This window comes from Nocardia brasiliensis (assembly GCF_011801125.1).
In the GTDB taxonomy this organism is placed as follows: Bacteria; Actinomycetota; Actinomycetes; order Mycobacteriales; family Mycobacteriaceae; genus Nocardia; species Nocardia brasiliensis_C.
Genome location: NZ_CP046171.1, coordinates 1,280,170 through 1,300,196, shown reverse-complemented (window position 1 = coordinate 1,300,196; position 20,027 = coordinate 1,280,170). Strand labels below are relative to the sequence as shown.

General features: G+C 69.1%; 19 protein-coding genes. 8 read left to right on the top strand and 11 right to left on the bottom strand.

What is annotated here, in order from left to right; translation table 11 throughout:
• Positions 1-160: 160 nt before the first annotated feature.
• Genes F5X71_RS05815 through F5X71_RS05805 form a run of 3 tightly spaced genes read right to left on the bottom strand, consistent with a single transcriptional unit; the run spans position 161 to position 2,634 of the window.
• Complete coding sequence (locus tag F5X71_RS05815; protein ID WP_238815734.1) at positions 161-841, bottom strand: TetR family transcriptional regulator; 681 nt, start codon at positions 839-841, stop codon at positions 161-163.
• Positions 842-896: 55 nt separating this feature from the next.
• On the bottom strand, positions 897-1,397 hold the full coding sequence (gene purE, locus F5X71_RS05810; protein WP_167461001.1) for a 5-(carboxyamino)imidazole ribonucleotide mutase: 501 nt from the start codon (positions 1,395-1,397) through the stop codon (positions 897-899).
• 13 nt (positions 1,398-1,410) lie between these two features.
• Complete coding sequence (locus F5X71_RS05805) at positions 1,411-2,634, bottom strand: 5-(carboxyamino)imidazole ribonucleotide synthase (RefSeq protein WP_167461000.1); 1,224 nt, start codon at positions 2,632-2,634, stop codon at positions 1,411-1,413.
• 38 nt (positions 2,635-2,672) lie between these two features.
• On the opposite strand from F5X71_RS05805, the gene F5X71_RS05800 reads away from it, so the two are divergent.
• Positions 2,673-3,212, top strand: coding sequence for a GtrA family protein (locus F5X71_RS05800; protein WP_167460999.1), 540 nt, complete (start codon positions 2,673-2,675; stop codon positions 3,210-3,212).
• A 2-nt stretch (positions 3,213-3,214) separates the two neighbouring features.
• On the opposite strand, the gene F5X71_RS05795 is transcribed toward F5X71_RS05800, so the two are convergent.
• The 3 genes from F5X71_RS05795 to F5X71_RS05785 are packed head-to-tail and all read right to left on the bottom strand — an operon-like array spanning position 3,215 to position 5,772.
• Positions 3,215-4,522, bottom strand: coding sequence for a sensor histidine kinase (locus tag F5X71_RS05795; protein ID WP_167460998.1), 1,308 nt, complete (start codon positions 4,520-4,522; stop codon positions 3,215-3,217).
• A 1-nt stretch (position 4,523) separates the two neighbouring features.
• Entirely contained in the window at positions 4,524-5,201 is a 678-nt protein-coding gene (locus F5X71_RS05790; RefSeq protein WP_014981983.1) for a response regulator transcription factor, read from the bottom strand.
• Positions 5,202-5,223: 22 nt separating this feature from the next.
• Positions 5,224-5,772, bottom strand: coding sequence for a PH domain-containing protein (locus F5X71_RS05785; protein ID WP_167460997.1), 549 nt, complete (start codon positions 5,770-5,772; stop codon positions 5,224-5,226).
• A 281-nt stretch (positions 5,773-6,053) separates the two neighbouring features.
• On the opposite strand from F5X71_RS05785, the gene F5X71_RS05780 reads away from it, so the two are divergent.
• Positions 6,054-7,007, top strand: a complete 954-nt coding sequence (locus F5X71_RS05780) for an acyl-ACP desaturase (RefSeq protein WP_167460996.1) — start codon at positions 6,054-6,056, stop codon at positions 7,005-7,007.
• Between the two features lie 74 nt (positions 7,008-7,081).
• Here F5X71_RS05780 and F5X71_RS05775 read toward each other — a convergent pair whose 3' ends face one another.
• Both F5X71_RS05775 and F5X71_RS05770 read right to left on the bottom strand, forming a co-directional pair.
• Positions 7,082-7,882, bottom strand: coding sequence for a biotin--[acetyl-CoA-carboxylase] ligase (locus tag F5X71_RS05775; protein ID WP_167460995.1), 801 nt, complete (start codon positions 7,880-7,882; stop codon positions 7,082-7,084).
• A 58-nt stretch (positions 7,883-7,940) separates the two neighbouring features.
• Positions 7,941-8,126, bottom strand: a complete 186-nt coding sequence (locus F5X71_RS05770) for a hypothetical protein (protein ID WP_167460994.1) — start codon at positions 8,124-8,126, stop codon at positions 7,941-7,943.
• Positions 8,127-8,401: 275 nt separating this feature from the next.
• Between F5X71_RS05770 and F5X71_RS05765 the strand changes: the two genes are divergently transcribed.
• The 3 genes from F5X71_RS05765 (at position 8,402) to F5X71_RS05755 (ending at position 11,142) form a co-directional block, all read left to right on the top strand.
• The gene (locus F5X71_RS05765; RefSeq protein ID WP_167460993.1) at positions 8,402-10,042 is read left to right on the top strand and encodes an acyl-CoA carboxylase subunit beta; all 1,641 of its coding nucleotides are present in this window, start codon (positions 8,402-8,404) and stop codon (positions 10,040-10,042) included.
• 135 nt (positions 10,043-10,177) lie between these two features.
• Positions 10,178-10,510: an acyl-CoA carboxylase subunit epsilon gene (locus tag F5X71_RS05760; protein WP_167460992.1), complete on the top strand. Its 333-nt coding sequence runs from the start codon at positions 10,178-10,180 to the stop codon at positions 10,508-10,510.
• A complete protein-coding gene (locus tag F5X71_RS05755) occupies positions 10,507-11,142 on the top strand; it encodes a nucleoside triphosphate pyrophosphatase (RefSeq protein ID WP_167460991.1) in 636 nt (211 codons plus the stop codon). The genes F5X71_RS05760 and F5X71_RS05755 overlap by 4 nt, the downstream gene beginning before the upstream one ends.
• On the opposite strand, the gene F5X71_RS05750 is transcribed toward F5X71_RS05755, so the two are convergent.
• Positions 11,068-11,880: a helix-turn-helix transcriptional regulator gene (locus tag F5X71_RS05750; RefSeq protein WP_167460990.1), complete on the bottom strand. Its 813-nt coding sequence runs from the start codon at positions 11,878-11,880 to the stop codon at positions 11,068-11,070. The genes F5X71_RS05755 and F5X71_RS05750 overlap by 75 nt on opposite strands.
• Before the next feature lie 166 nt (positions 11,881-12,046).
• Between F5X71_RS05750 and F5X71_RS05745 the strand changes: the two genes are divergently transcribed.
• The 3 genes from F5X71_RS05745 (at position 12,047) to F5X71_RS05735 (ending at position 16,016) form a co-directional block, all read left to right on the top strand.
• The gene (locus F5X71_RS05745) at positions 12,047-13,012 is read left to right on the top strand and encodes a sulfurtransferase (protein ID WP_167460989.1); all 966 of its coding nucleotides are present in this window, start codon (positions 12,047-12,049) and stop codon (positions 13,010-13,012) included.
• A gap of 159 nt (positions 13,013-13,171) precedes the next feature.
• The gene (locus F5X71_RS05740) at positions 13,172-14,965 is read left to right on the top strand and encodes an acetyl/propionyl/methylcrotonyl-CoA carboxylase subunit alpha (protein ID WP_167460988.1); all 1,794 of its coding nucleotides are present in this window, start codon (positions 13,172-13,174) and stop codon (positions 14,963-14,965) included.
• Positions 14,966-15,080: 115 nt separating this feature from the next.
• A complete protein-coding gene (locus F5X71_RS05735) occupies positions 15,081-16,016 on the top strand; it encodes a patatin-like phospholipase family protein (protein ID WP_238815733.1) in 936 nt (311 codons plus the stop codon).
• A gap of 72 nt (positions 16,017-16,088) precedes the next feature.
• Here the strand turns inward: F5X71_RS05735 and F5X71_RS05730 are convergent, their stop codons facing one another.
• Entirely contained in the window at positions 16,089-18,176 is a 2,088-nt protein-coding gene (locus F5X71_RS05730; protein WP_167460986.1) for a serine/threonine-protein kinase, read from the bottom strand.
• Between the two features lie 222 nt (positions 18,177-18,398).
• Entirely contained in the window at positions 18,399-19,952 is a 1,554-nt protein-coding gene (locus tag F5X71_RS05725; protein WP_167460985.1) for a serine/threonine-protein kinase, read from the bottom strand.
• Positions 19,953-20,027: the final 75 nt, after the last annotated feature.

Here is a 20,027-nt window from a genome sequence, read left to right as displayed (position 1 = left end):
GGTACACGTCGGCACTGCACAGGTCGGTACTGCGCTGACTCCGCAAATGCCACACTTCGGCACTCGGTGCCACATCCTGGCCCAGTGTACGCGCAAACGGCACCGCAACGTGCGGATACCTACTGGCACTCAGTGTCAGATTGGTCGCACTGGACCCTGGTCAAAGACTACCGAGCTTGCGTGCCACCAGGTCGGCGACCTGCCGGGGCGGGGTGTCCCGCGGAAACACCGCGACCACCAGTTCGTCCGCCGCCGCCCGGCCGCCGTCACCGCGCGGGATCGCCGCGAGTTCCACCCGCAGGTCCGCGGCGCCGGCATCGGACTCGCCGCGCACCATTCGGCGCAGCAGATAGTTGTGCGTCGCGGTGAGCGCGGCCGTGTACTGCACCCGCGCCAGGTCCGGCACCTCGGGCAGGCGTTCGCGCAGGTAGTCGGTGAACAGCCGCTCGTACCGGAAGACCGTCACGATCTCGCGCTCGCGCAGCGCGGGCACCCGCCGCACCACCTGGTATCGCCGCGCCGCGATCTCGCGCCACTGGGTGAACCGCACGAAAACCTGAACAACGGCCTCGCACACGGTCTCCCACGGATCCCCCTGCGTCGCCGCCAGGTACTCGGCCGCGCGCGCCAACTGCGATTCGTGATCGGCGAAGATCACGTCCTCTTTCGAACGGAACTGCCGGAAGAACGTGCGCCGCGAGATTCCCGCCGCCTCCGCGATCTCGTCGACCGTGGTCGCCTCATACCCCTTCTCGGCGAACAACCGCAGCGCCTGATCGACCACCGCCAGCCGAAACTCCGCGTTGTCCTCCCCCCGCACCCGCCCCTCACCAGTAGTCACCACCTAACCGTAGCGAGCCGCGCGCCCGGCGAGCGTCGTGACGTTCGTGGATCGATCAGCCGAGGAGTTTGGTGCGTAGGGCCTCGTCTTTGTCGAGTACCAGCTTTTCCAGATCGGCTTGGAACTGTTCCATGCGGGTGCGCAGGGCGGGGTCGTGGGCGGCGAGGATGCGGACGGCGAGCAGACCCGCGTTGCGGGCGCCGCCGATGGAGACCGTCGCCACCGGGACGCCGGCGGGCATCTGGACGATCGAGAGCAGCGAATCCATGCCGTCGAGGTATTTGAGCGGAACGGGGACGCCGATCACGGGCAGCGCGGTCGCGGAGGCGACCATGCCGGGCAGGTGGGCGGCGCCGCCCGCACCGGCGATGATCACCTGCAGCCCGCGGCCCGCGGCCTCGCGCGCGTAATCGAGCATCCGCTGCGGTGTGCGGTGCGCCGAGACGACCCCGACCTCGAAACGAATCCCGAACTCCGCCAAGGCGTGCGCGGCGGCCTCCATGGTCGGCCAGTCGGAGTCGCTGCCCATGATCAGGCCTACCTGCGGAGTGGTCATGCGTGCGCCTCGCTCACTGGTGGGGATCCCACCCGTCCGTCCATACCGCCCGCGACATCCAGTGCGCCGCGCGTTCGGCCTTCTCCCGCACCTCGGCGACGTCGTCACCGAGGATGTTGATGTGCCCGATCTTGCGATCCGGGCGTTCGCCCTTGCCGTACAGGTGCACCTTCGCGTCGGGCATCCGCGCGAACAGGTGGTGCAGGCGCTCGTCCATGGTCATCGCGGGCGCCTCGGCCGCGCCGAGGATATTGGCCATCACCGTGACCGGGGCGAGCGGGCTGGTGTCGCCGAGCGGATAGTCCAGCACGGCACGCAGGTGCTGCTCGAACTGACCGGTGCGCGCGCCGTCCATCCCCCAGTGCCCGGAGTTGTGCGGCCGCATCGCCAGCTCGTTGATCAGCAGCGCACCGTCGTGGGTTTCGAAGAGTTCGACGGCCATCGCGCCGACCACGCCGAGTTCCTTGGCGAGGTGCAGCGCCAGCGTCTCCGCCTGCGCCGCCAGATCGTCGTCGAGGTCCGGCGCGGGCGCGATCACCACGGCGCACTGGCCGTTGCGCTGCACGGTCTCCACCACCGGCCAGGTGGCGGCCTGCCCGAACGGCGAGCGCGCCACCATCGCCGACAGCTCGCGCTTCAGGTCGACCTTCGCCTCGGCCAGCAACCGCACCTCGTTGGCGAGCTGATCGGCGACGATCGCGGTGGCCTCGGCCGCGGACCCGGGCATCCAGACGCCACGGCCGTCGTAGCCGCCGCGCACCGCCTTGAGCACGATGCGCCACCCGTGCTCGTCGCCGAAGCGCACCGCGTCCTCGACCGAGTCGACGGTGGTGAACGCGGGCACCGGCAGGCCGAGTTCCGCGAGCTTGCGTCGCATGGCCAGTTTGTCCTGCGCGAAGACCAGCGCCTGCGGCGGCGGCTGCACATTCACGCCCTCGGCGACCAGCGCCTCTAGGTGCTCGGTCGGCACGTGCTCGTGGTCGAAGGTGAGTGCGTGCGAGCCCACCGCGGCCTTGCGCAACGCGGCCAGGTCGGCGTGACTTCCGAGCACCACCTCGGGGCTGACCTGGGCGGCCGGGTCGTCGGGGCGTTCGGCGAGCACCCGTAGCCGCTGGCCGAGCGCGATGGCGGCCTGGTGCGTCATGCGCGCCAGCTGACCACCGCCGATCATGGTGACGGTGGGCATGCCCGAGGATTCGAAGGAGCGAACGGCGTCCACGTCGGACAATATTGTCATGTCCGGCCCGAATGACCCCGACCGGTACACTCGGGCCCGTGTCATTCGTCGACGACGTGGTTCGCGTCCTCCCCAGGCCTCTCGCGAGGATCGCGTTCCGGCATCGGGAGCTGATCAAGTTCGCGATCGTCGGCGCGACCACCTTCGTGATCGACAGCGGCATCTTCTACGTCCTGAAATGGACCGTCCTGTCGGAGAAGCCGGTCACCGCGAAAATCATCTCCGGCGTCATCGCGGTCATCGCGTCCTACATCCTCAACCGGGAATGGTCGTTCCGGAACCGGGGCGGGCGCGAACGACACCATGAGGCGCTGCTGTTCTTCGCGGTCAGCGGCGTCGGCGTCGTGCTGGCCTTCATCCCGCTGTGGATCTCCAGTTACGTCTTCGACCTGCGCCAACCCGATGTCAGCTTCACCGTCGAGAACATCGCCGACTTCATCAGCGCCTTCATCATCGGCAACCTGCTGCAGATGGCGTTCCGGTTCTGGGCGATGCGCCGCTGGGTGTTCCCCGACGAGATGAACGAGATCGCCGCCGAGTTCGACGAGATCGTCGAAGAGGAATTCGGCCGCAACTAGGCTCACCGCGGCTCCGGCACCACCGAGTTCTGCGACCGGTACGCCGACGAATTCAGGAACACCGCGAACAGCGCGGGCCTGCGCCGCTGCAATTCCAGCCGCCCGCCGTCGGCCTCGACCAGCGCCCGCGCCAGCGCCAGCCCCACACCGGTCGAACCGCCTGCCGAGAAGCCGCGGTCGAAGATGTGCGGTGCGAGTTCGTCGCGGATGCCGTCGCCCTCGTCGGCCACCTCCACACACACGAGCGGATCGCGATCGATCCCGGGACGCACCGTGCGCACCGACACCGTGCAGGTGCCGCCGCCGTGCATGAGCGCGTTGTCGACGAGCACCGCGACCGCCTCACGCAGCCGAGAACCGGTGATCGGCGCGCGCAGCGACTCGTCGCCGATGAGCGAGAGCGTGCGGCCCGCCTCGGAGAAGGGGTGGGTCCATTCGGCGACCACCCCGCGCAGCTCCTCCATCACCGGCACCGGGTCGAGATCGGCCGCATCCTCGTCCCTGGACGCGCGAACCAGGTCGTCGATCGCGTCGGTGAGCCGATCGACCTGGGCCATGGCCTCCTCGGCCTCGTGCACCACCTCGGGATCGGCGTGCGCGGACAGCTCGTCGAGCCGCAGCCGGACCGCGGTGAGCCGGCTGCGCAGCTGGTGAGAGACGTCGGCGACCAGCGCGTGCTCGCGCTGCAGCCGCCCGGCGATCTCGACGGTGGCCGAGTCGAGCACGTCGGAGACCCTGTCCAGTTCGGAGATGCCGTGCCTGCGCGGGTCCGGCCGGAAGTCACCCATAGCCAATCTGGCGGCCCTGGCGGCCACGTCACGCAACGGATCGGCCACCCGACGGGCGGTGACCACCGCGACCGACACCGCGGCGCCCAGCGAGGCGAGCACGGCCAGCGCCACCACCGCGACCGCCTGGCGCTGCCTGGCATGCATCGGCGCCGAGGGCACCTCCAGCCGCAGCGAGCCGCGCTGCCCCATGGACAGCGACTCGACCAGCGGGTCCTGCACCGTGTCCACGCCGATGTCCACGCGCGAGGCGTTGTCCTCCGGCGCGGGGTAGACGATGGTGAGCTTGGCATCGGCGGGCAGCACCGGCTCCATCGCGCGGGTGTCGAGCTCGCCGAGCACCATGCCGTCGCCGTGCTCCTGCACGATGATGGCCGCGGCGATGCGTTCCAATTTGCTCTGCAGGTCGTCGCGGGTGATGTCCTCGACCCAGAGCCAGGCCGTGTAGACGAGCGGCACGCCGAGCACCACCGTGGTGAGCATCAGCACGGTGAGCATGGACCGCAGGATTCTGCGCCGCACGTCAGTCGGTGTTCAGCCGGAAGCCGACGCCGCGCACGGTGACGATGCGCCGCTCGGCCATCGGGCCCTCGTCGCCGATCTTGCGCCGCAACCAGGACATGTGCATGTCCAGCGTCTTGGAGCCGCGCAGCTCGGCGTCACCCCAGACCTCGCGCAGGATGGTCTCGCGCGGGACCACCTGACCGGCGCGATCAATGAGCACCTTCAGCAGCTCGTATTCCTTGTTGGCCAAGCCGATCTCGGCGCCGTTCACCAGCACCCGGCGCGCGGCAGGCTCCAGCCGGATCCCGCCGACCTCCACCGTGTCGTCGCCGATTCCGCTGCGCCGCAACAGGGCTCGCACCCGCGCCAGCAGCTCGGCCAGCCGGAACGGCTTGCCCACATAGTCGTCGGCGCCCGCGTCCAGGCCGACCACGAAATCGACCTCGTCGGTGCGGGCGGTGAGCATCAGCACGGCGATGTCCGCGCCGCTGGCCCGGACCTGACGGCACACCTCCAGCCCGTCCATGCCGGGCAGGCCGAGGTCGAGGATCAGCAGATCATGATGCCCTTCCAGGGCGCGCTCGAGCACGGCCGGACCGAAGCGCTCGACGGTCACCGAGTACCCCTCGCGTCCCAGGGCGCGCGACAACGGCGCGGCGATCGCCTCGTCGTCTTCAGCTAGCAGTACGGCCGTCATACGCCCAGGTTAACGCGAACGCTCACCGATAGTCGCCGCGCTCGCGCGAGTACGCGTCGCGACCGTGCTCACCCTGCTCGACCTCGAAGACCTGGTGATACAGCAGCGCGTGCACCCGCTGCACCGCCGGGATGTCGTCGAACTCGAGCGGCTCCGACGACGAGGACTCGATGATGAGCGTGCCGGTGCCGAGCATCCGGTCGAACAACCCGTGCCGGAACTGCACGCTGGAGATGCGGCTCATCGGGATGTCGATACCGGTGTGCGTCAGTACGCCCTGGCGCACCAGCACGCGCCGGTCGGTGATGATGAAATGCGTCGTCTTCCAACCGAGAATCGGTGCGACGCAACGCCATACGACGATGATCAGCCAGATGACCAGCACCGCGATCAGCAGTGCGGTACGCGCGGTGCCCTCGGGCGCCTTGCGCGAGGCCAGACCCCCCGCGAACCCGGCGAGTGCGGTGGCGACGATCAGCGTCACGATCGGCCAGAAGAGCATCTTCCAGTGCGGATGACGATGCAGAATCAGCTGCTCTTCCGGCGCAAGCACATCCTCCGGATAACCCATGGTCGAACACTACCGCGTGAAGATGCCGAAATGCCTGACACCGGACCGCGTCGTGCTGCACAATCGTCTGCCTGCGCGTGTCGGCACCGCGTTCGCGTTCCCGCTTCGAGCCGCGACCGTGCCACTGGAGGCCGCGTTCCGTCAGTCGCTGTACCCGCGGCCGGCCTGTAGCCGCGTTCTCGTGCTGTGCCGCGCTCCAACCCTGGGCTCCACCTCAAAGCCGTACTCGAACAAAGGCTCTGCCCATACCGAGTCACCGCAAGAACAACCGGGAGGCATGTGTGACCAAGGATCTGACGCAACTGGAAATCCTGACCGAACTGGAGCCGATCGCGGCCCGAACGCTCGACCGGCACCTGAAGCTGGCCAAGGAGTGGCACCCGCACGACTACATCCCGTGGGATGAGGGCCGCAATTTCGCCGCGCTCGGCGGCGAGGACTGGGCGCCGGAGCAGTCGAAGCTGAGCGAGGTGGCCAAGGTCGCCATGATCACCAATCTGCTCACCGAGGACAACCTGCCCTCCTACCACCGCGAGATCGCCGAGAACTTCTCCCAGGACGGCGCGTGGGGCACCTGGGTCGGCCGCTGGACCGCCGAGGAGAACCGCCACGGCATCGCGATCCGGGACTACCTCGTGGTCACCCGCGGCGTCGATCCGGTGGCGCTCGAGCAGGCCAGGATGATCCACATGACGAACGGGGTGGCCGCGCCGGACAACTGGGGCGGCTTCCTGGAAAGCGTTACCTACGTGACCTTTCAGGAGCTGGCCACCCGGGTCTCGCACCGCAACACCGGCCGGGTGTGCAACGACCCGATCGCCGATCGCCTGTTGCAGCGCATCGCCGCCGACGAGAACCTGCACATGGTCTTCTACCGCACGCTGTGCGGCGCGGGCCTGGACCTGGCGCCGGATCAGGCGATGCCTGCCATCACCAAGATCCTCACCCATTTCGTGATGCCCGGCGCGGGCATGCCGAACTTCCGCCGCAACGGTGTGCTGATGGCCAAGCACGGCATCTACGATCTGCGCCAGCATCTGGAAGAGGTGATCGCACCGGTGCTCAAGCAGTGGAACATCTTCGAGCGCACCGACTTCGGGCCGCGCGGCGAGCAAGCGCGCGAGGAGCTCGGGCTGTTCATCGAGAAGCTGGAGCAGGACGTGGTCAAGTTCGAGGAACAGCGCGACCGGATGTTCGCGCGCGAGGCGGCCAAGGCGGCGCTGCAACCGGCCTGACACTCATTTCCGCTGTCCCGCACCCGAGTTCGCGGTTCGCCTCGGGTGCGGGCGGGTAATTCCGATGCGGCGGTTCAGTAGTCGGCGCGCAGGTGGGTGACGTCGCCCGCGGAGACCGGCCGGTCGCCGATCAGCAGGCGGCCCGCGTCGTCGATGTCGGTGGCGACACCGGTCAGCGTCTGCCCGCCGGGCAGTTCGGCGCGCACCTGCTTGCCCAGCGTCGCGCAGCGCTCGCGGTAGGCGGCGGCCAGCTCGGCGGTCTTCCAGCCCGCGTCGCGCCACGCGGTGAAGCGGGCGGCGAACTCGGTCAGCATCGATTGCACGAGCCGGGTCCGATCGGTGTCGCCCGCACCGGCCAGAGTCAGCGAAATCGCATGCGGCACCGGCAGTTCGGCCTCGGTGAGACTCACGTTGAGCCCCATCCCGATGACCACGGCGGGCACGTCGCCGCTCACCGCGACCTCGGCGAGGATGCCCGCCACTTTGCGGCCATCGATCAGCACATCGTTGGGCCACTTGAGGTTCGCGTGCACACCGGCGCTCGCGCGCAGTGCGTCCACCACGGCGACGCCGGTGAGCAACGGCAGCCAGCCGAGCACTGCCGGGTCGATCCCGGGCAGCCGCACCAGCAGCGACATCGAGATCTGGGCCCGCGCCGGGCTGATCCAGGTGCGCGCGTGCCTGCCGCGCCCTTGCTCCTGCTGCTCTGCGAGGAGTACCACGCGATCGGCGTCCGATTCGCCTGCCCGCGCGATCAGGTCCGCGTTGGTGGACCCGGTCGACTCCACCACCTCGATGTGGTGGAAGAACGACAGCTCGGGCGACTCGATGAGACTGCGCCGCAACTGCTCTGCATCCAAAGGGGGCCTGTCCACATGGGCAGGCTACTCGGTGCGCGAGGTGTCGCCCGACACCCGCCGGGCGCCGGGGCGCCTATCCGACGAGGTCGTAACCGCAGCTCGGGGCGCGTGCGGCGCCCTCTTCGGCGGCCGCGTCCGACGGTGTGGCCTCGGTCCGGAAGTCCGGGTCGAGGATCGTCGGCTCCGGCTCGGTCGCCGGCCACCTCGTGTGCGCCCCCGCGGCGGCGTATTCGGCGACGGTCTTGCTCCATTCCCACATGCTGTGCTCCTCCCCTGAGCGGAATGCCTGGGCGGTGAAACTGTCTGCCTGGGCGGTGTGTTCTCCTTGTCCTGGCCCCGATCGGAGCGCGAAAATTCGACTGCTCCAGGCTATCCGGACCCCCGGTCGCGGCGATACTCATTTTCTGCCGAATGGAAATGCACCGGACGACCTGGAACTTTCCCGGCACAACAGTGATCTAGCTGCGCTTTTTACCGGTCGGTAGCCCCTACTCGGTTAGAGAGAAAGACTGCCACTCGTTACACTCCGGAGCCATGACGAGTGTCCAGCAGCAGTCCGCGCAAGACCCGGCGGGCGCCCCCGACATCCACACCACCGCCGGGAAGCTGGCTGATCTGCGGAATCGGCTGGAAGAGGCCAAGCACCCGATGGGTGAGGCCGCAGTCGACAAGGTGCACGCGAAGGGCAAGATGACCGCCCGCGAGCGCATCCTCGCGCTGCTCGACGAGGGCTCCTTCGTCGAACTCGACGCGCTGGCCCGGCACCGCAGCGTCAATTTCGGACTGGACCAGAACCGTCCGCTCGGCGACGGCGTCGTCACCGGTTACGGCACCATCGACGGCCGCGACGTCTGCATCTTCAGCCAGGACGTCACCGTGTTCGGTGGCAGCCTCGGCGAGGTCTACGGCGAGAAGATCGTCAAGGTGATGGACCTGGCGCTCAAGACCGGCCGCCCGCTGATCGGCATCAACGAGGGCGCGGGCGCGCGCATCCAGGAGGGCGTCGTCTCGCTCGGCCTCTACGGCGAGATCTTCCACCGCAACGTGCAGGCCTCCGGCGTGATCCCGCAGATCTCGCTGATCATGGGCCCGGCCGCGGGTGGCCACGTGTACTCCCCCGCGCTGACCGACTTCGTGGTGATGGTCGATGGCACCAGTCAGATGTTCGTCACCGGACCCGACGTCATCAAGACGGTCACCGGCGAGGACGTCTCCATGGAGGACCTGGGTGGCGCGCACACCCATATGACGAAATCCGGTGTCGCGCACTATGTCGCGTCCGGCGAGCAGGACGCCCTCGACTACGTCAAGGACCTGCTGTCCTACCTGCCGAGCAACAACCGCGCCGAGGCGCCGCGGTTCCCGGCGTCGGACCCGATCGACGGCGCGATCGAGGACTCGCTCACCGACGAGGATCGCGAGCTGGACTCGATCATCCCGGACTCGCCGAACCAGCCCTATGACATGCACGAGGTGATCCGTCGCCTGCTCGACGACGACGAGTTCCTCGAGGTGCAGGCCGAGCGCGCGATGAACATCATCGTCGGCTTCGGCCGGATCGACGGCCGCAGCGTCGGCATCGTCGCCAACCAGCCGACCCAGTTCGCCGGCTGCCTCGATATCGACGCCTCGGAGAAGGCCGCGCGCTTCGTGCGCACCTGCGACGCGTTCAACATCCCGATCCTCACGCTGGTCGACGTGCCCGGCTTCCTGCCCGGCACCGGGCAGGAGTACAACGGCATCATCCGGCGCGGCGCGAAGTTGTTGTACGCGTACGGCGAGGCCACTGTGGGAAAGATCACGGTCATCACCCGCAAGGCCTACGGCGGCGCCTACGACGTCATGGGTTCCAAGCACATGGGCGCCGATGTGAACCTGGCCTGGCCCACCGCGCAGATCGCGGTGATGGGCGCCTCCGGCGCGGTCGGTTTCGTCTACCGCAAGAAGCTGCAGGACGCCGCCAACAGCGGGGATGACGTCGACGCGCTGCGGCTGGAGCTGCAGAACGAGTACGAGGACACCCTGGTGAACCCCTACGTCGCCGCCGAGCGCGGCTACGTGGACGCGGTCATTCCTCCGTCGCACACCCGTGGTCAGATCGTGTCGGCACTGCGGCTGCTCGAGCGCAAGATGGTCAGCCTGCCGCCGAAAAAACACGGCAACATCCCGTTGTGATCAAGCGATACCCTCGGTACGCCGCGCACACTGGTGGTAGCGACACAATGAGTCGATCCGAGGCTGATCGCAGCACCGACCGTCGGCTTTCGTACAAGGAACACGCCTGATCAGGCAAAGAGAGGATCTGGCACTGTGACGACCGTGGCAGAAGAAGATGTGTTGACCGCCGCCGAGCTCGACCTCTCCGTCGGCGCGCTGGCCGACCAGACCGAGCAGGCCGAGGGCGCCCAGGCCGGCACCGCCGAGTCCGCTGCCACCGGGGAGCCGTTCTTCCGGGTGCTGAAGGGCAACCCGAGCGACGAGGAGATCGCCGCGCTGGTCTGTGTGCTGTCCGCGGCCGCGAACGAAGCCGCCGCGGGCTCGACCGGCCCGATCGACATGTGGGGCCGCCCCACGTTCATGCACCGGGGCACCTCGCCGTTCTCGCCCTACGCCTTCCCCCAGCTGTCCCACCTGCGCGGGTGACGCGGTTCGTTCTCGCCTCCGCGTCCCCGGCCCGCCGGGAAGTCCTGCGCGCCGCGGGCATCGACCCGATCGTCCGGGTGTCCGACGTGGACGAGGATGCCGTCGCGGCCGCGCTGCCCGATGGCACCGCCGCACAGGTCGTCGTGGTCGAGCTGGCCAGGGCCAAGGCCGCGGCGATCGCCCCGAAGATTCCCGATCTGAGCGCCGATTGCGTTGTCGTCGGCTGTGATTCGATGCTGCTGGTGGACGGCGAGCTGCAGGGCAAGCCGCACACCGCCGCGATCGCACGGGCCCGCTGGGGCGAAATGGCCGGGCGCAGTGCCGATCTGGTGACCGGTCACTGCGTGCTGCGATTCCGCGACGGCGAGTGCGTCGCCGAGGCGGTCGACTGCAGTTCCACCACAGTGCATTTCGGCAAGCCAGAGCCCGACGAGCTGGACGCCTACATCGCGACCGGCGAACCGCTGCAGGTGGCCGGCGCGTTCACCCTTGACGGGCTCGGCGGCTGGTTCATCGACCGGATCGACGGCGATCCGTCCAGCGTGATCGGTATCGGCCTACCACTGCTGCGCCGACTGCTTGGCGACGTTGGGGTCGCCGTTACGCAGCTGTGGGGCGATCCGGCCCGCTGACGGCGGCGCGATCACCGGCTCCACCGACGCGCCGGTATCGGCGACCGCGGCCACCGCGGCGACCTCACGATTGTCCGGCTCGCGGCGCGCCTCCTGTTCGCGGCGCGCCAGCAACTCCAGCCGGACGACGCAGAGTTCCGGCTCGACGAACGGGTGCAGCCGCACATTCACAGCTCCGCGCGCGCCGTTGCGATCCAGCACCTCTTTGATCAGGCCGAGGTGTACGCCGCACACCACCTCCGAATGCGTGCGCGCGAGTTCCCGCAGCGGACACGCGGTGAGCCGGACCAGCACCTGCTCGGCGTTGTCGTTGTTCGGATCGCGTTCGGGAGCGAAGCCGAGCTCCGAAAGAAACGTCATGGTGACGTCTTTCGCGTCCTCCAGCGTTTCGACCCGATGGTCACCGACGTCCAATTTCGCGCCCCAGGCCCGGCCCGCCGCGATCGCCGCCTCGGACCGCCTACGCGGATCGGGGCCGAGCTGATCGGCGAGCACCTGCGCGAGATCCTGGTAGCCGATCGATCGCTGCACCGCGCTGTATCCGATTCGCGGGCGGCCGCGACCGCGCGGCGGCTGCTGAAATTGGCGCACCAGGGATTCCCGGGTGAGCACATCCAGATGGAACCGAACCGTGGTGACGTGCTGTCCGGTGATTCTGGCCAGTTCCTGGGCGTCGAGAGGCTCGCTGGCGCCACGTAGGATCGCGAGCAGTCGCCGCCGCGGCCAAGAATCGGACATAGCTCACCCCTCCTCCCGGGAGACTTTATCGGATGCACGTGCGATTTATTCGCTCATTCAGCCGATTCGTGATCTGAAACGAAAGCAACTACCGCCTCACACATACCATCGCTGTGAGACCTGAACCGCTGTAACCGCCGTCTACCTCGCGTGAAGGACCCACAACGTGCCCGCTGCTCCGGACTCGCATCCCTCATTCGGTGCTTACCCACATCCTCACCGACTAGTAACCACGGAGTGGCTGTCGGCAAACATCGGCACGTCCGGACTCAAGATCGTCGAGTCCAACGAGGACATTTTGCTGTACGACATCGGGCATGTGCCCGGTGCCATCAAGATCGATTGGCGCGGCGATCTCAATGACCCGGTCACCCGCGACTACATCGACGGCGCCCGATTCACCCGGTTGATGCGCGCCAAGGGAATCGAGCGAGACGATACCGTGGTGATCTACGGCGACCGGGGCAACGCGCAGGCGGCGCACACATTGTGGGTGTTCACTTTGTTCGGGCACGAAGATGTGCGATTGCTGGACGGCGGCCGCGACGCGTGGATTTCCGAGGAACGCGACACCACCTTCGACACCCCCTATCTTTCCGTCAGCGACTATCCGGACGTGGACCGCGACGACACCAGCGCGCGGGCCTTTCGCGAGGACGTGCTCGCCCACCTCGGCCGACCGCTGCTCGACGTGCGCTCGCCCGAGGAGTACTCCGGCGAATCGACCCACCCGTCACCCGACCACCATCCCTCATCGAATCGCGACGCGATGCTGACCAGCAAGCCGATCAACCCCGAGGACTCGGCGCTGCGCGGCGGACACATCCCGACCGCGACCAACATTCCATGGACCGAGGCATTCGGCAACGACGGACGCTTCCGCTCCCGCGCCGAACTGGACGCGATATACGGCGAGCTGGCCGCGGCGGACGACGTCGTGGTCTACAGCCGGGTCGGCGAACGGTCCAGCCACACCTGGTTCGTGCTGCGATATCTGCTCGGCATCGAGACGGTGCGCAACTACGACGGTTCCTGGACCGAGTGGGGTAACTCGGTGCGCATGCCGATCGCCAAGGGGGCTGAACCCGGCGTGGCGCCGCCGAGCGCGGGCCGCCGTGCGCGGGCCAGGTAGACGCACGGCGTTTCCGCCGGACAGGCGGTGTGTGATACCCGACCTACTGTCCAGTAGGAGTAGCCGAGTTCGGCGTCTGTTGGCAGACTGCCTACACTCGCCCGATACGTAGTTCTGTCGACCTCGGGGCGACCAAAAAGATTGCACACAGGAGGCTCAGTGCCCAGCCACGCCAGCGCACGGATCACGAAGGTACTCGTAGCTAACCGAGGCGAGATAGCCGTGCGCGTGATCCGGGCGGCCAAGGACGCAGGCATCGGCAGCGTCGCGGTCTACGCGGAGCCCGATGCGGACGCGCCCTTCGTGCGGCTCGCGGACGAAGCCTTCGCCCTCGGCGGCCAGACCTCGGCCGAGTCGTACCTCGTGTTCGACAAGATTCTCGACGCGGCCGCGCGTTCCGGCGCCGACGCGATCCACCCCGGCTACGGCTTCCTTTCCGAGAACGCCGACTTCGCCCAGGCCGTGCTCGACGCCGGGCTGATCTGGATCGGCCCCTCCCCGCAGTCCATCCGCGACCTCGGCGACAAGGTCACCGCCCGGCACATCGCCGAGCGCGCCAACGCGCCGATGGCCGCGGGCACCAAGGACCCGGTGAAGAACGCCGACGAGGTCGTCGAATTCGCCAAGCAGTACGGCGTGCCCGTCGCGATCAAGGCCGCCTTCGGTGGCGGTGGCCGCGGCATGAAGGTCGCGCACACCATCGAGGAGATCCCCGAGCTGTTCGAGTCTGCCACCCGCGAGGCGATCGCCGCGTTCGGTCGCGGCGAATGCTTCGTCGAGCAGTACCTGGACAAGGCCCGCCACGTCGAGGCTCAGGTCATCGCCGACAAGCACGGCAACGTGGTGGTCGCTGGCACCCGCGACTGCTCGCTGCAGCGCCGGTTCCAGAAGCTGGTCGAGGAGGCGCCCGCGCCGTTCCTGTCCGACGAGGTGCGCGCGAAGATCCACGCCTCGGCCAAGGCCATCTGCAAGGAAGCCGGTTACTACGGCGCGGGCACGGTCGAATACCTGGTGCAGGGCGACACGGTGTCCTTCCTCGAGGTCAACACCCGCCTGCAGGTCGAGCACCCGGTCACCGAGGAGACCGCGGGCATCGACCTGGTGCGCCAGCAGTTCCGCATCGCCAACGGCGAAGAGCTGACCATCAAGGAAGATCCGGCCCCGCGCGGGCACTCCTTCGAGTTCCGCATCAACGGTGAGGACGCCGGTCGCGGCTTCCTGCCCGCCCCCGGCCCGGTCTCGGTGTACCGCGAGCCCACCGGCCCCGGCGTGCGCGTGGACTCCGGCGTGGTCGAGGGCAGCGTGATCGGCGGACAGTTCGACTCGATGCTGGCCAAGCTGATCGTCACCGGCGAGAACCGCACCCAGGCACTCGAGCGGGCCCGGCGCGCGCTGGCCGAGTACCAGGTCGAGGGTCTGGCCACGGTCATCCCGTTCCACCGCGCGATCGTCGACGATCCGGCATTCATCGGTGACGGCGAGAAGTTCGACGTCTACACCAAGTGGATCGAAACCGAGTGGACCAACACCGTCGAGCCGTACACCGCGGGCGCCCCGGCCGAGGAGGACGAGAGCCTGCCCCGGCAGAAGGTGGTCGTCGAGGTCGGCGGTCGTCGCGTCGAGGTGTCGCTGCCCGGTCAGTTCAGCCTCGGTGGCGGCGGGACCGCCGCGGGCAACGGCGTCGTGCGCAAGAAGCCGAAGCCGCGCAAGCGTGGTGGCGCGGGCGGCGGCGCGGCCTCCGGTGACGCGGTCACCGCGCCCATGCAGGGCACCGTGGTGAAGGTCGCCGTCGAAGAGGGCCAGACCGTCGAGGCGGGTGACCTGATCGTGGTGCTCGAGGCCATGAAGATGGAGAACCCGGTCAACGCGCACAAGGCGGGCGTGGTCACCGGTCTTGCGGTCGAGGCAGGCGCCGCGATCACCCAGGGCACCGTTCTCGCCGAGATCAAGTAAACCGTTCCGAACACTGGGCGAGCACGAGTGGTGCTCGCGTAAACGAACGGCGAACACCGCTTCGAGCGGGCGCTGGGCCATGCCGCCCGCGCCCGCTCTGTCGTATCGTGGTCCGGTGACCAGTACGAGCGTCTCCGTCGTCGCCGAGCTGATCCGCGCCCGTCGCGCCGCGGGGAGCCGCGCCGACGGCAATCGGCTGGTGCTCGTCATCGAGGGCGGCGGCAGCCGCGGCGTCTACTCCAGCGGCATGGTGTCCGCGCTGGAGGAGCTCGGCCTCGCCGCGGTCTTCGACGCGGTCTACGGCACCTCGGCCGGCGCGATCAACGCCGCGTGGCTGCTCTGCGGGCGCGCCGTGGCGGGCATGCGCTCCTGGACCGACCCGGACATCATGCGCCGCGCCATCGATCCGGCTCGGATGCTGCGCGGCAGACCGGCTTTCGACCTGCGCTACCTGGTGCATCAGGTCTACGACGGCATCGAGCCCATGGATTTTCCGGCAATTCTGGCCAACCCCACGACTTTTCACCCCATCGCCACCGACATCCAGACCGGACAGGCGGTGGACCTGCACCCGCACATCGTCGACAAGCACACCCTGATGGCCGCGATCCGCGCGTCCGCCGGACTACCCCTGCTGGCCGGTCCGCCGATACGGCTTGGCGGCGCACAGTATTTCGACGGAGGTCTCACCGAAACCGTCCCGATCCGCACCGCGGTGCGCGCCGGTGCCACGCACGCGCTGGTGTTGCGCACCCGCCGGGTCGACGAGCATCGCCCGCCCGCCTCGCTGCTGCACCGGGTGGTCGGCGGCGGCTATCTGCGCGCCGTCGCCCCCGGCGCCTACCGCGCCTGGATCCAGCGTCCGCACCAGCAGGCGATCGAGGACCGGGCACTCGCCGACCGCGGCGAGGCCGTCCTGCAGATCCATCCACCCCTCGGCTCCCCCGACGTGGACAGCGCCGCCCGCGACGTCGGCCTGCTCGCGAAGGCGCTCGAGATCGGCCGCAACGCGGTGCACGCCGTCTTCGCGGACAACCTACGGGTCGCCTGAACTCCTGCTGACCGCGCCCAACCCGACTAACGCGGACCGAACGTGCTCGCACGGCGGAAGAGGTCGTTCAGGTCAGGGCAGTTGGACGGCGACGCCGTTGGAGAGGACGAAGTCGTGTAGTTCCAGGTGGGCCGGGGTGGATTCGGCCGGGATGTCGAAGACCAGTTGGGTGGTTGCCGACTGACCGGGTGCCAGCTCGAACGAGTAGTCGTAGCTGTGCTGCGCGACCTGCCACATGGTGGCGGTGGCGTTGTGGTCGAACGCGGTGCCCGCCGCGTCGAACAGTCGCTGCCCGAACGGGAGGAACCACTTCGCCTCGTCGGAGATGTTGCGCACCGCGAGCGTGACCACCACGAACGAACCGGCGGCCTGCTGCAGGCCGACCCGCCGCACCCCGGTGTCGACATCGCGCACGGCGAACTCGAACTTGCCGTCGCGCACCGGGGTTCCCGCCGCGGCGGGTAGTGGCTGGTCGGGCTGTTCCGGCGGCGGTCCAGGATTCTCCTCGGCCACGGCGGTCGGTGGCGACGGCGCGGCGGTGCTACCGCCGGAATCGGTCACCCGGCTGCCCGCCGCGAGCAACGCGACACAGCCCGCCGCGAGCAGGAACGGAGTCAGGAAGACCACGACCAACGCGCCGACGACCTTCGAGACGAAACCGCCGCGCTTGCGCCGTCGCGGCCGAGCCGCCGCCGGGCGACGCCCCGCCTTCGCGTACTTCGGCGGTTTCGCGGGAGCCGGAAAGACTTTGCGCCCGTACCCGACGGGATACCCCGACGACACCACCGGCGGCCGCGCCGCTGTCTCCGGACGATCTTGCGGCACAACGCTTCCCGGCACAGAGCGAGCAAGCCCCACCTTTGCCGCCAACGACCGGGGCGACACCGCACGTGCCTGCGGCCCGACACTCCCCGCCACACCGGCCCCAAACCCCTTGCCCGCAACCGAACTCGGCGACTGCGCACCAGGCAGTCCACTCCCCGGCCGCTGCGACGGCGCCGCCTCGGCAAGCCGAGTCGCCACCAACGTCGGCGCGGGCCCAGGCTCCGGCATCACCTTGGTCGGCGAAAGTCGTTTCGCCCCAGGGACGTCCGCACCTTCGCCACTTCCCGCCGGGTAGCCGCCGAAGAATGCGGCCGCACCGGTCGATGTCGACGGCATCACCCGAGTCGGTGAACGTCGCTGCGCACCAGCACTTCCCGCCGACTCACCAAGGCGAGGCCCGAGGGAACCGACTGCGGGCGGTGGCGCTGTCCGGTGCTCGTCGATGCGGGTGGGGGTCGGGCCGTCGTGCGGCAGCACCGCGGTTGGGTGCGCGGAGCCCGGGGGTGGTTGGGGTAGCAGAAGGTGGCGGATTCCGATCGCCGCGTTGGCGGCGACGGCGAAATCGCCTGCGCTCGGGTAGCGGTCGGCGGGGTTCTTGGCCATGCCGCGGGCGATGACGTCGTCGAGCGCGACCGGGACGGCGGAGTTGTGGATTCTGGCGCGCGGCGGTTCGGTCATCAGGTGCGCGTGCATCTGCCGGGCGGGGTCGGTGTCCCCGTAGGGGCGGGCACCGGTCAGACATTCGTAGAGGACGCAGGCCAGCGAGTACACGTCGGAGCGGGCGTCCGCCGTGCCAGTGAACCGTTCCGGCGCCATATAGGCCAGGGTGCCGATGGCCAGCCCGGTGGTGGTCACCGCGGTCTGCCCGATGCCGTGCGCGATGCCGAAGTCGATCAGATACGCGAACCCGCCCGCGTGCACCACGATGTTCGACGGTTTGACATCCCGATGCACCAGCCCGGCCCGGTGCGCCGCGTCCAGCGCGACCGCGACCTGCCCGACGATGCCCACTGCCGTCGCGGGCCCCAACGCCCCAGCCGCGATCATCGCCGCCAGATCCGCGCCCTCGACGAACTCCATGTCGATGAAGAGCCTGCCGTCGATCTCCCCGAAGCGGTGGATGCGGGGAATGCGCGGGTCACGCAGCTTCGACACCACCTCGGCCTCGCGCTCGAACCGCTTGCGATAGCTCGCGTCCGCGGCGAGTTCGGTGGGCAACAGCTTCAGCGCGACCCATCGCGCACCGGCCTCGTCGTAGGCCAGCCAGACCTGGCCCATGCCACCCCGGCCGAGCAACCGCTCCAGCCGGTATCCCCCGAATCGCACCTCCCCCATCGCGAACCTCCAGTCACCGTCGACTTGTCCAGGCTCGGCCCGCCGGCCCCGATGATCTGCGGCGACACCGGAAAAGACCTGTTCGAGCCGCAAATACCAAAGGACCCAACCTCCCTCGCAGCGTAACCCCGCCCCGGCACCCCGGCCAGTGTGTCGCGAACGACATCCGGGTCGGGCACCGCGGCCGCCATGACCGCCACCACGCTCGCCCGCCGAGGTGCGCTACCTGTCGTTTCCGTGCTTCCCACGCCCGGCGCTGTTCCCGGGTCCGGGGCCAGGTCCAGGCCCGGGGCCGGTGCCAGGTCCAGGCCCCACGTCGTTGCCATTGGCGTTTCGAGGCCCGCCACCGTGCCCGCTGTTTCCGTTGCCGACCCCAGCCGCCGCACCGGGCCCACCCCGCTTCGGCTTCGCCGCATCCGGCCGCTTCGGTTCCGCCGCATCCGGCTTCGGCACCGCGGCGGCCTGCCCCGCCGGAATCCAGCTCGCCGTGCTGCCGAGTGTGGGCAGGCACCGCAGCGACTGCCCGTCCGCCGCCACGCCGCGCGCGTCGACAGCGGGGTCGCAGGGCTGCCAAGCGGCGGGCGCAGCGGCGCTCGGCCCGAGTTCCGGCACCGACGCCGGGACCGCGGCGGTGGGTGCGGGCTCCGCCGCGGCGGTGGTCGTCAGCAGCACCGATGATCCTGCGGCCGAACCCTTTTCCCGTTCCAGCGACTGCCCCAGCCAGAGCACCACTCCTACCGTGACCACGAGGGCGCCCAGCACCGCGGCGGCGACCCGCGAGTTCGCTTCCCGCCGTGGCACATTCGGAGCCGGATCGGCCGAGGCGCTGGCGCCGCGGTCGACGGCGAGCCGCTCCGGCTTGGTACCCGGCAGCGTGATCGACGGCTCGGTGGGCCGAAACGGTTGGGCCGGTGCGGTTGTCGCGGGCCGCACCACGGCCGCGGTCTCCACGGTCGGTACATCGAGCCCGGTCACCGCGGCATACGCGGCGGCCGCCAGTTCGCCGGCGCTCGCGCAGCGCAGCTCGGGCACCTTCGCCATCCCCCGCGCGATCACCGCGTCGAGCGCGGCGGGCACCGCGGGATTGAGGTCCGCGGCAAGCGGCGGCTCGGTCATCAGGTGGGCGAGCAACGACTGTGCGGCGTCGGCGTTGCCGAACGGCCTTCGCGCGGTGAGACATTCGTAGAGCACGCAGGCCAGCGAGTACTGGTCCGAGCGCGCGTCACCGGCGCCGGAGAACCGTTCCGGCGCCATATAGGCCAGCGTGCCGACCACATTGCTGCTCGTCGTCAACGCGGGCTGGTCTACCCGATACGCCGTGCCGAAGTCGATCAGACGCACGTGGTCGTCCGGGCCCAGCATGATGTTGGACGGCTTGACGTCCCGATGCACCAGCCCGACCCGGTGCGCGTCATCGAGAGCCTGCGCGACCTGTACCACGATCCGCACCGCCCGCGCGGGCGACATGGGTCCTTCCCGCTGGAGCAGCGCGGCCAAGTCGACACCCGCGACGAATTCCATGGCGAGATAGAGCCGCCCATCGAGTTCGCCGAAGGCGTGGATCGCCGCCGAATGCGGTCCGCGCACCTGCGCGGCCAAGCGCGCTTCCCTGGTGAACCGCCGCCGGTAGGTCGGTTCGTCGGCGTAGGTGGTCGAAAGCACCTTCAGCGCGACGGACCGCGCGGCCGTGGTGTCGTAGGCCAGCCACACCTGTCCGGTGCCGCCGCTGCCGAGCAATCGATCGAGGCGATAGTGGCCGAACCACGTCACACCCATGAATGGAACCTCCCGCTGGCCTTTCCTCATCGAGGAGCTACCCGAAATACGTATCGGTACCGCGGAGCGCGAGGA

Bases quoted from the DNA above. Each gene is read 5' to 3' on its own strand.
- purE (WP_167461001.1), bottom strand. From the start codon at position 1,397: ATGACCACTCCGCAGGTAGGCCTGATCATGGGCAGCGACTCCGACTGG.
- F5X71_RS05805 (WP_167461000.1), bottom strand. From the start codon at position 2,634: ATGACAATATTGTCCGACGTGGACGCCGTTCGCTCCTTCGAATCCTCG.
- F5X71_RS05790 (WP_014981983.1), bottom strand. From the start codon at position 5,201: ATGACGGCCGTACTGCTAGCTGAAGACGACGAGGCGATCGCCGCGCCG.
- F5X71_RS05785 (WP_167460997.1), bottom strand. From the start codon at position 5,772: ATGGGTTATCCGGAGGATGTGCTTGCGCCGGAAGAGCAGCTGATTCTG.
- F5X71_RS05770 (WP_167460994.1), bottom strand. From the start codon at position 8,126: ATGTGGGAATGGAGCAAGACCGTCGCCGAATACGCCGCCGCGGGGGCG.
- F5X71_RS05765 (WP_167460993.1), top strand. From the start codon at position 8,402: ATGACGAGTGTCCAGCAGCAGTCCGCGCAAGACCCGGCGGGCGCCCCC.
- F5X71_RS05750 (WP_167460990.1), bottom strand. From the start codon at position 11,880: ATGTCCGATTCTTGGCCGCGGCGGCGACTGCTCGCGATCCTACGTGGC.
- F5X71_RS05730 (WP_167460986.1), bottom strand. From the start codon at position 18,176: ATGGGGGAGGTGCGATTCGGGGGATACCGGCTGGAGCGGTTGCTCGGC.
- F5X71_RS05725 (WP_167460985.1), bottom strand. From the start codon at position 19,952: ATGGGTGTGACGTGGTTCGGCCACTATCGCCTCGATCGATTGCTCGGC.